General features: G+C 68.3%; 7 protein-coding genes. 6 read left to right on the forward strand and 1 reads right to left on the reverse strand.

The features are described from left to right. Window positions 1-97 precede the first annotated feature (97 nt). From ACFXKN_RS32735 to ACFXKN_RS32755, 5 genes are all read left to right on the forward strand, one after another. Window positions 98-1,756 carry an acyl-CoA synthetase gene (locus ACFXKN_RS32735; protein ID WP_378953013.1) on the forward strand — a complete coding sequence of 553 codons (1,659 nt, stop codon included), beginning with the start codon at window positions 98-100 and terminating at the stop codon, window positions 1,754-1,756. Window positions 1,757-1,819: 63 nt separating this feature from the next. After that, on the forward strand, window positions 1,820-2,380 hold the full coding sequence (locus ACFXKN_RS32740) for a hypothetical protein (protein ID WP_379434683.1): 561 nt from the start codon (window positions 1,820-1,822) through the stop codon (window positions 2,378-2,380). 392 nt (window positions 2,381-2,772) lie between these two features. Further along, entirely contained in the window at window positions 2,773-4,230 is a 1,458-nt protein-coding gene (locus ACFXKN_RS32745) for a PepSY-associated TM helix domain-containing protein (RefSeq protein ID WP_379434685.1), read from the forward strand. Window positions 4,231-4,295: 65 nt separating this feature from the next. Then, the gene (locus ACFXKN_RS32750; RefSeq protein WP_378953004.1) at window positions 4,296-4,628 is read left to right on the forward strand and encodes a hypothetical protein; all 333 of its coding nucleotides are present in this window, start codon (window positions 4,296-4,298) and stop codon (window positions 4,626-4,628) included. 37 nt (window positions 4,629-4,665) lie between these two features. Continuing rightward, entirely contained in the window at window positions 4,666-6,246 is a 1,581-nt protein-coding gene (locus ACFXKN_RS32755) for an alkaline phosphatase D family protein (RefSeq protein WP_379434687.1), read from the forward strand. Window positions 6,247-6,329: 83 nt separating this feature from the next. Here ACFXKN_RS32755 and galK read toward each other — a convergent pair whose 3' ends face one another. Next, on the reverse strand, window positions 6,330-7,436 hold the full coding sequence (gene galK, locus ACFXKN_RS32760; RefSeq protein ID WP_379434689.1) for a galactokinase: 1,107 nt from the start codon (window positions 7,434-7,436) through the stop codon (window positions 6,330-6,332). 293 nt (window positions 7,437-7,729) lie between these two features. Here galK and ACFXKN_RS32765 point away from each other — a divergent pair, with 293 nt between their 5' ends. Continuing rightward, on the forward strand, window positions 7,730-9,235 hold the full coding sequence (locus tag ACFXKN_RS32765; protein WP_379434692.1) for a diguanylate cyclase: 1,506 nt from the start codon (window positions 7,730-7,732) through the stop codon (window positions 9,233-9,235). Window positions 9,236-9,571: the final 336 nt, after the last annotated feature.

The following is a 9,571-nucleotide window of genomic DNA, read 5'->3' on the forward strand; positions in this document are numbered from 1 at the left end:
GCCGGATCGCTTGCTAGTGTTAGCGACAGCACTGGATCTCGAAGACGCGGTCCGGCCTGCGGTTCCGCGCGGGCTCGGTCTGCCGGAAGGCTGTTCGATGTCTCTGTCTCTGCCCGCGCTAGGTACCACCGCCCGACGTGCGGGTGATCTCGCGCTCGGCGTCAAGGTCATGGTGGATCGCAAGCTGTTCAACCCGCTGCGCCTCGACCACGCTGCCCGTTCCTTCCGCAATGTCTCGAAGTTCGGCCCGTTCGCCGGCGTCGTCATGCATGCCGCGCAGAGCAGGCCGCAGGCGGGCGCGATCGTCGACGAACTGGGTGAGATCACCTTCGGCGAACTCGACGCACAGGCCAACGCGTTCGCCCGCGGCCTGCGCGCCAGCGGGATCAGCGAGGGCGACGTGGTCGCCGTGCTGGCCCGCGACCATCGCGGCATGGTGTTGAGCCTGCTCGCGGCGGGCAAGCTCGGCGTGCGCGCGGTGCTGATGAACACCGGGTTCGCCAAGCCGCAGTTCGCCGATGTCGCCGCCCGCGAGAAGGTCAAGGCGGTGCTGCACGACAGCGAGTTCCTCGACCTGATGAGCGCCATCCCCACCGAGATCCCGCGCGTGCTCACCTGGGTCGATGAAGCGCACGGAGCCGACCCGTCGATCCCGACCGTGGCGTCGCTGTCGGCGGGCCGTTCCAACGCCGCGGTCGCCGCGCCGAGCAAGCCCGGCGGCATGGTGATCCTGACCAGCGGCACCACCGGCACCCCCAAGGGCGCACCGCGCGACAAGGTGAGCCCGTTCGCCTCGGCGCAGTTCGTGGATCGGGTGCCGCTGCCCAACAACGGCACCATGATCATGGCGGCGCCGATCTTCCACGGCACCGGTCTGTCGCAGTTCACCCTCGGGCTCGCCCTCGGGAACCGAGTCATCTTCCAGCAGCGCCGGTTCGATCCGGAGCAGACCCTCGCCAATGTGGTGAAGTACCAGGCGGATTCGCTGGTCGTGGTGCCGACCATGTTGCAGCGCATCCTCGATCTGGACGAGCAGATCCTGGCGAAGTACGACCCGTCGACGATGAAGGTCATCTTCGCCGCGGGCTCGGCGATCGCGCCCGACGTGGTGACCCGCACCCTCGACTACTTCGGTGATTCGCTCTACAACCTCTACGGGTCCACCGAATGCGCGGTGATGACCGTGGCCACCCCCGAGGATCTGCGCAAGGCGCCGACCACCGCGGGCAAGGCACCGGTCGGCATCCGGATCGTGTTGCTCGATGAGAACCGCAAGCCGATCACCGCGCCGAACGTCACCGGAACGATCTTCGTGGACAACGGTTTCGCGTTCACCGGGTACACCGACGGGCGGACCAAGGAGATGGTCGACGGGATGATGTCCAGCGGCGACGTCGGCCATTTCGATGCCGACGGGCTGCTCTTCATCGACGGCCGCGACGACGACATGATCGTCTCCGGCGGCGAGAACGTCTTCCCCCTGGAAGTGGAGAACCTCATCGCGGGTCGCGCCGACGTGTTCGAGGCGGCGGTCGTCGGTGTCGACGACCACGACTACGGCAAACGCCTGCGCGCGATCGTGGTGCCCGGCCCGGAGTCCACGCGGGATGCCAAGGAGATCAAGGACTTCGTCCGCGAGAACCTGGCCCGCTACAAGGTGCCGCGCGAGGTGATCTTCGTCGACGAACTGCCCCGCAACGCGACCGGCAAGCTACTGCGCAAGCCGCTGATCGAGATGGCGGTCGACGCGGACTGAGCAGGCAACCATAGTCCGCCCGATCGTTTCGGGCGGGCGATGGCGGTCGACTATCATCAGCGCGTGATCATCGGGTTCGAGCAGGCGTCCGCGCCGTCGCGTGCTGTCGGCGCGCGGCTGCGTGGTGCCTGCGCGGGTTCGATGTCGGGTGCGCTGTCGTTGGCCGCACACGGCGTGGCGGCCGGTGGGTCGCTGCCGGGTAGCACGGCGATCGTGTTGCTGGCGGCGGCCTCGGCCGTCGTCGGCGCGCTCGTCGCCGGGGTCGGCCGGCTGCGCGACGGTGCGCTCGGATTGGCGGCGGTGCTGCTGGGCGGTCAGCTGATCGGCCACTCCACGATGAGCTGGTCCGGGCATTCGCACGCGCCCGACGATTCCCTCGGGCTCGGCATGCTCACCGCCCACACCGTCGCCGCGCTGCTCGCGGCCGTGGTGATCGTCGGCGCCGAGGCCGCGTATCGGATCGGCAGCGCCGTTCTGGCGCGCATCCTGCCCCTGCGCTACCGCACTCCTCGCATCCCCGACCCGGCGCCGTTGCTCCTGGTCCACCGCGATCGCGTCATCCTGCGAATCTTCGCCACGCAGTCGCTGCGCACCCGCGCTCCCCCGCTCGCGATCGGTTTCTGAACTCTCCCTCACCCAGTGCACGGACTTCGTCGTGCGCTGTCCGCGCGCATCAACTAGGCGACGAGTTGTCGGCACCGGCACCGGCTCCCAAGCCCGCGCCTGCCGCGTCCGCTCGTGCCTGCTCGATGTGACCGACGCTGCTCGATGTGACCGCTGCTCGATATGACGGGGCTGTTCGATGCGGCCTCTCGATGCGAGCGAAGCGCGCTCGAGCGGCCGCGATTCGTCAGCACCGCGCGACGAAAATGCCGGCGCACAGTCGATCCACGGTGCCCGCGAGGTCAGCGTCGTCTCCGCATCCGCGCGGCCGCACCGTGGGCTGTCGCCGATTCCGGCGCACGGCCGGATACGCCTACGCGCACTGGGTTCCAGCACTCCAGAAATGAATCATCATGAGCATCACGGACACCCGTCCAGCTGAGGAGAACTCCCCCTCGGCACCGCCGGCTTCCGGTGGACGTCCACGTTCCGGCTCGCGCCGGGCCCTACACCTCTATCCGCTGGCCCTGCGCCTGCATTTCTACGCCGGGATCTTCGTCGCCCCGTTCATGCTGATCGCCGCGCTCACCGGCGCGCTGTACGCGATCGCGCCGACGATCGAAAGTTTCGTCTCGCGCGACCTGCTCCAAGTCGACACCACCGGCCCCGAGCAAGCCCTGTCGAGCCAGGTGGGGGCGGCCGTCGCGGCCCGTCCCGATCTGACGCTGGTCGCCGTCGCCCCCGCGCCGAACGAGGGCGACACCACGCGCGTCCTGTTCAACGATCCGACGCTCGGCGATTCCGAGCGGCTGTCGGTGTTCGTCGACCCGCACACCGCCCAGCCGGTGGGTGAGTCCGTGGTCTACGGCAGCGGCGGCGCGCTGCCGCTGCGCACCTGGCTCAGCGAGTTCCATCGCAGCCTGCACCTGGGCGAGCCCGGCAGGCTCTACAGCGAACTGGCCGCGTCGTGGCTGTGGGTGATCGCGCTGTTCGGGCTGGTGCTGTGGGTGCATCGGGTGCGGATGCGGCACGAGCGCAGGTCCGCGCAGTGGTTGCTCAAGCCGGATCTGTCCCAGACCAGGCGTCGAAAGATGAACTGGCACGGCGCGATCGGCGTCTGGATCCTGCCGGTGGTGCTGCTGCTCTCGGCCACCGGCATGACCTGGTCGACCTATGCCGGCGAGAACGTCACGAAGCTGCGCGAAGAACTCAGCTGGACCACGCCCGCGGTGAGCGTCGCCCTGCCGGGTGCCGGGTCCGCGGCGCCCGCGCCGAGCGAACACCACAGCGCGGGCCACATCGCCCCGGCACCGGTCGATCCCGCTGCCCAGATCGCGCAACTCGATCGCGTCTACGAGGTGGCCCGTGCCAACGGCATCACCCAGGGCGCCGAAATCTCCATCCCGGCAACGCCGGAGAAGGCATTCGGTGTGAAGGAACTCCGCCTCCCCGGCACCTATACCGTCGATTCGCTCGCCGTCGACGGGTCGACCGGCACAGTCACCGACCGGCTGGCGTTCGCCGACTGGCCGCTGATGGCCAAGCTCACCAACTGGGGCATCGCCTTCCACATGGGTCTGCTGTTCGGCCTGGTCAATCAGCTGCTGTTGCTCGCGATCATGGGCGGCCTCGTCACCGTGATCGTGCTCGGTTACCGGATGTGGTGGCAGCGTCGACCCACCCGAAGGACCGCGCTGCCCGTCCCGCCACGGCGTGGGGTGCTGCGCCGGACGTCGCCGTGGATCACCGTCCCGCTGGTTGGCACGGCGGTCGCTATCGCTTGGTTCATCCCGCTGATCGGGGTGAGCTTGCTCGTCTTCCTGCTCATCGATATCGCATTGGGACTCGCCGCGCGTGCGGAGAAGGTGTAACGCATGGCTAACTATCGAGGAAACATCCCATGTAACCCATGAACCTCGATGATCGGAGCTTCCCCATGAGAACCTCAGCTCGCGCAGTTGCGATGTGCCTGGCCGCACCGGTCATCGCCGTCGCCTTGACCGGTGTCGCCGCTGGTACCGCCGCCGCTGATACCGGCTGCCAGGGGTCGATGAACGGCCCGTGGGCATTCAACGGTGGATGTTATGGCGGCGAGGGCACCTACCGGCTCGAGGTCGACTGCATCGGATACAACATCGCGCCCTTCGCCGTCGGGCCGTTCACGATCCGCCAGGATCTGCCCGTCGGCCAGGCGGGCACGGTGGCGTGCTTCGGTCCGAACTGGTCCAGCGCAGGCTGGGCTGTGGGTTCGCGGATCTTCCGGCTCTGACACCGCGCTGCGCGGACGGGGCCCCTAGGATCCGATGATGCCGCTGTCCCGTCGACAACTCCTGCGTACCGGCGTGACAGGTTCGATCGCCGCGCTGGTCGGAGTGTCGGCGGTGAGCAGTGCGAGGTTCGCCGCGCCCCGGTGGCTCGGCGAACCGTTCTCGCTCGGGGTCGCGTCCGGCGAACCGACCTCGGACGGGGTGGTGTTGTGGACGCGACTGGCTCCCGATCCGCTCGCACCCGACGGGTACGGCGGGATGACGGTCGACGCGGTGACCGTCGACTACGAGGTCGCCGAGGACGAACAGTTCACGAAAGTGGTGGTCAGGGGATCGGCGGTGGCCACCCGCGCGTTGGGCCACAGCGTGCATCCCGAGGTAGCCGGGCTGGCACCGGATCGCTGGTATTACTACCGCTTCCGGGCCGGCTCGGCGATCTCACCGATCGGCCGCACCCGCACGACGCCGCCACCGCACAGCCCGACCGAACGGCTCCGGTTCGCCTTCGCGTCGTGCCAGTCGTGGAGTTCGGGCTACTACACCGCCTATGAGCATCTCAGCGCCGAAGACCTCGACCTCGTCGTCCATCTCGGCGACTACATCTACGAAACCTCCTGGATCCTCGCCCGCCGCGGTGCGCACATGCCGCCGCAACTCGCCGGCGAGGCAGTGGATCTGACCGGCTACCGACTGCGCTACGCCCAAGCCAAAGGCGAAGCGCCGCTGCAAGCCGCGCACGCGGCGTTCCCCTGGCTGGTCACCCTCGACGACCACGAACTCGACAACAACTGGGCCGGTGACAGTCCCGGCCTCGGACTCGACGTGTACCGCCTCCCGCCACTGTTCCGGCGCCGCAAAGCCGCCGCCTTCCAGGCCATGTACGAGCACCAGCCGATGCGACTCGCCCAGCTCCCCGCGGGCCCGTCGATGCACTTGCACCGGCGCTACCGGTTCGGCGATCTGGCCGAGTTCACCATGATCGACACCAGGCAGTACCGCACCCCCCAGGCCTGCGGCGACGGCTCCGCGGTGATCGGATGCGCCGACCGGTTCGCCACCGACCGCACCATTCTCGGTGCGGCCCAACGTGACTGGCTCGTCGATGGGCTCGCCACCTCGAATGCCCGCTGGCAGGTACTCGGCAACCAGGTCGCCATGGCCCAGTCCGACTACGACCCGGGCCCCGACCTGCTACTCGGCACGGATGCGTGGGATGGCTATGTCGCCGACCGCAATACGGTGCTGGCCGCTGCCGCCGACCACGCTGTCGACAACCTGGTCGTGATCACCGGCGACCGCCACGAGAACTACGTCGCCGACCTACGCCGCGACTATGCCGATCCCGAATCCCCTGTTGTAGCAACCGAGTTCACCGGCACCTCGATCAGCACCGGCAGCGACGGCGCCGACCTCACCGACGCGGGCCGCACGCTGCTGGCTGCCAACCCGGACATGAAGTTCTACAACCGCCAGCGCGGCTACGTCCGTGTCGACCTCGATCATCGTCAGTGGCGCAATGACTTCCGCGTCGTCCCGTATGTCAGCCGACCGGGCGCCCCGATCAGCACGCGCGCGAGTTTCGTTGTCGAGGAAGGGATCCCCGGCGCCAACCAAGCGTGAGGTCATGGATCTCGGGTGCTTCCACTGCGCGCGCGTGCGCCGTGCGTCGTAGCGAAATCGCGCTGAACACAAAGGACAACTGTTCAATCCAGTTTGTGCGCACCCGCGGCGGGCTCGACGGTGAAGACGCGGGGTGGGGCGAAACCCGCGGTGGCGAAACGGTTGATGATGTTCTCGGCGACGTGGTCGGCGTGGTCGACCAGAGCGATGATGCTGCCGCCGAAGCCGCCGCCGACCATGCGCGCACCGTGGGCGCCCCCGTCGAGTGCCGCTTCGACCGCGAGATCCAGGGTGAGCGCGGATACTTCGAAGTCTTCGCGCAGCGAATGGTGTGAGGCCGTGAGCAGCTCACCGATCGCCCGCGGGTCCGCACCGGTGCGTAGCCGGTCGGCGACCGCGAGCACCCGCGCGTTCTCGGTGACAACGTGCGTCGCGCGGCGGCGCAGTAGTGGATCCCGCAGCCGGAGAAGGTCTTCGGCGGTGGCGTCGCGCAGGGCGGGCAGGTTCAACGCGTCGGCGGCGGCTTCGCATTGCGCTCTGCGTTCGGCGTATCCGCCGTCGGCCAGGTCGTGCGGGTTACCGGTGTCGGCGACGATCAGCGTCAATCCAGCGGCATCGAGATCGAACGGAATCTGTTCGGCACCAGCGGTTTCCTTGCCGGCGAACGCACGGATATCGAGGAACAGGGCGTGGCCTTCGGTGCACAGGATCGAGGCGGACTGGTCGAGCAGGCCGGTCGGCACGCCGGCGAAACCGTTCTCCGCCGCCCTGGCGATCTCGACCATGTTCCGATCGGTGAGTTCGGGCGCGAACAGATCGCGCAGCGCGATCGTCACCGCGCAGCACAGGGCCGCCGACGAGGACAGGCCGGCGCTGATCGGCACCGCGCCGTCGAGTTCGAGGTTCACCCCGTCGACTCGATGACCGCCGCGAACGAACTCGTCGACGACGCCGAGCGGATAACGGGCCCAACCGGGCAACCGATCCCGTTGCGCCACGAGTTCGCGCACCCGCACCTGAACGACGTCGCCGGGCCGCTGCGCCGAGGTGAGCCGCACCAGCCCGTCACCGCGTGGCCCAGCCGCGCAGACGACGCCGAGCGATAGCGCGATGGGCAGCACGAACCCGTCGTTGTAGTCGGTGTGCTCGCCGATGATGTTGACCCGGCCCGGCGCGATCCATTTGTCCACCCGTACTTCCCTTCCGCTTCCTGCGACGATGCCACCACCGAACACCCGCGACAGACAAGCCTGGGATATCGGGTGCCGAATCGGTATCCGGCAATGCTCGCAACGCATCGACAGCGGGGCCACGGACGTGTCATGATCGACTGAGTTGTAAAGGTTTTGAGCGTCGGCGCTTGCCGGCTGGGGATAGTGCTCGAACAACAACACTCGGTGTTCTCGGCCGATACTTCGAGTGATTCACCGGCCTTCCATTCGATCGACGCTCGTCGCGTGCGCAGCAAGATCGAGGGGGGCTGATGACCATCAGCGAGACACGCTACGGAAGCAGGCGACGGTGCGCGGTGCTGCTCGGCGCGGCGGGGGCCGTGCTGCTCGCGCCGTTATCAGGTGGCCGGGCGCTGCCCTTTGTGCTGCTCGTCGTGATCGTCGTGGGATCGCTAGCGATGATCGGGTACGGCATGTACAGCCATCGGCCCACGCACCGGCTGCCCTGGTATCTCCTGGCCGCCTCGGTTCCGCTGTTCGCCACGGGCACCGCGATACGCGCGCTCGGGCTGCATCCGGGCTGGCACCCGGTCGACGATCTGTGCACCTTGGCCGCCTCGCTGTGCCTCGGCCTGGCCGCCGTCGGCTGGCTGCAGCCGCACAAGCTCCGTAACGCCCGTGACCTGTGGCTGGACTCGACGCTCATCGGACTCAGCGCGCTGCTGGCGTCGTGGACGTTCCTGATCTCGCCGATTCTGCGGCACGGCACCGGGTTCGTCGATACCGCGCTGGCCGCGAGCTATCCGGTGATCCACGCCTTGCTGGCCACCGTGCTCGCGCATTCGCTGGCGACAGTGGTTCGCTCGGAGACGTCGCTGCGGTTGTTGCAGGCGGCGCTGATCGCCGTGCTCATCGGCGGCTTTCTCGAAAGCCTCACTGCCGCAGGCACAATCGCGGTAGATCCTGAGTTCGCGGTGGTGCCACAGCAGTGGGCGTATCTGCTGGCCGGATTGGCCGCGGTGCAGCCGACGATGGGCGCCCTCCGCGACGCCGAGGATGTGGGACCGCATCGATCGCGGCAGCGGGCCGGGATGATCGCGGTGGCGCTGGTGGCGGCCTCGCTGGTCAGCGTGGTCGGCGCCGACCTCGGGGTCCTCGACCGGGTGGTGATCTGTTCGCTGCTCACGATGCTGCTCGTCGGGGTGCTGGTGCGCAGCGAACGCGCCATCGCCCGCAGCATGCGCAGTGAACGCCGAGCCCACTACCAAGCCGACCACGACCTGCTCACCGGCCTGTTCAACCGCGCCGCCCTGCTGCGCGCACCACTCCGGTACCGCGAGCAGTGGGCCGGAAAACCGGTGTGCCTGCTGTTCATCGACCTAGACGGCTTCAAAATGGTCAACGACAGCTACGGCCACGCCGTCGGCGACGAACTCATCGCCAACGCCGCCTCCCGCATCCGCCGCACCACCACCAGCGCCGACCTCACCGCCCGCTACGGCGGCGACGAATTCGTCGTCCTCGCCCCCCGCACCCGCACCGAAGCCGCGGTCCTGGCCGAACACATCCTCGGCGCCTTCATCCGCCCCTTCGAACTGAGCTGCGGCGAAATCCCCATCACCGCCAGCATCGGCGTCGCCTGCCTGACCACCCGCCCCACCGAGACAACGATCTACGACCTCATCCGCACCGCCGACGCGGCGATGTACCACGCCAAGGAATACCGCCTAGGCCTGAGCTTCCACGACGAGCTGAGAAAACCAACCCCCCGCCGCCCCCATCTACGAACTACCAACCCCGCCAGCACCGCGGTCTAACCCCAAAATCCGCCATGACCGCACCCCACAACACGCCCGAAGTCCGCAGCCCTACCGCACTCCTAACCACACCCCACACCCCGAAGACCACAGCGCTACCGAACCACCAGCCACCCCAAGACCGCAGCCCTACCGCGCCACCAGCCACCCCAAGACCGCAGCCCTACCGCGCCACCAGCCACACCCCACACCCCGAAGTCCGCACCCCTACCGCACTCCCAGCCCCACCGTGCACCCCAAATCCGCCATGACCGCACTCCCAGCCCCGCACCCGCGACCCATAGGGAGCGGCGGCCACGAAGTGGCCGGTCCGCGGCCGGGTCGCCGGTTAGCGCT

The sequence above is a fragment of the Nocardia sp. NPDC059195 genome (assembly GCF_042754695.1).
Taxonomy (GTDB): domain Bacteria; phylum Actinomycetota; class Actinomycetes; order Mycobacteriales; family Mycobacteriaceae; genus Nocardia.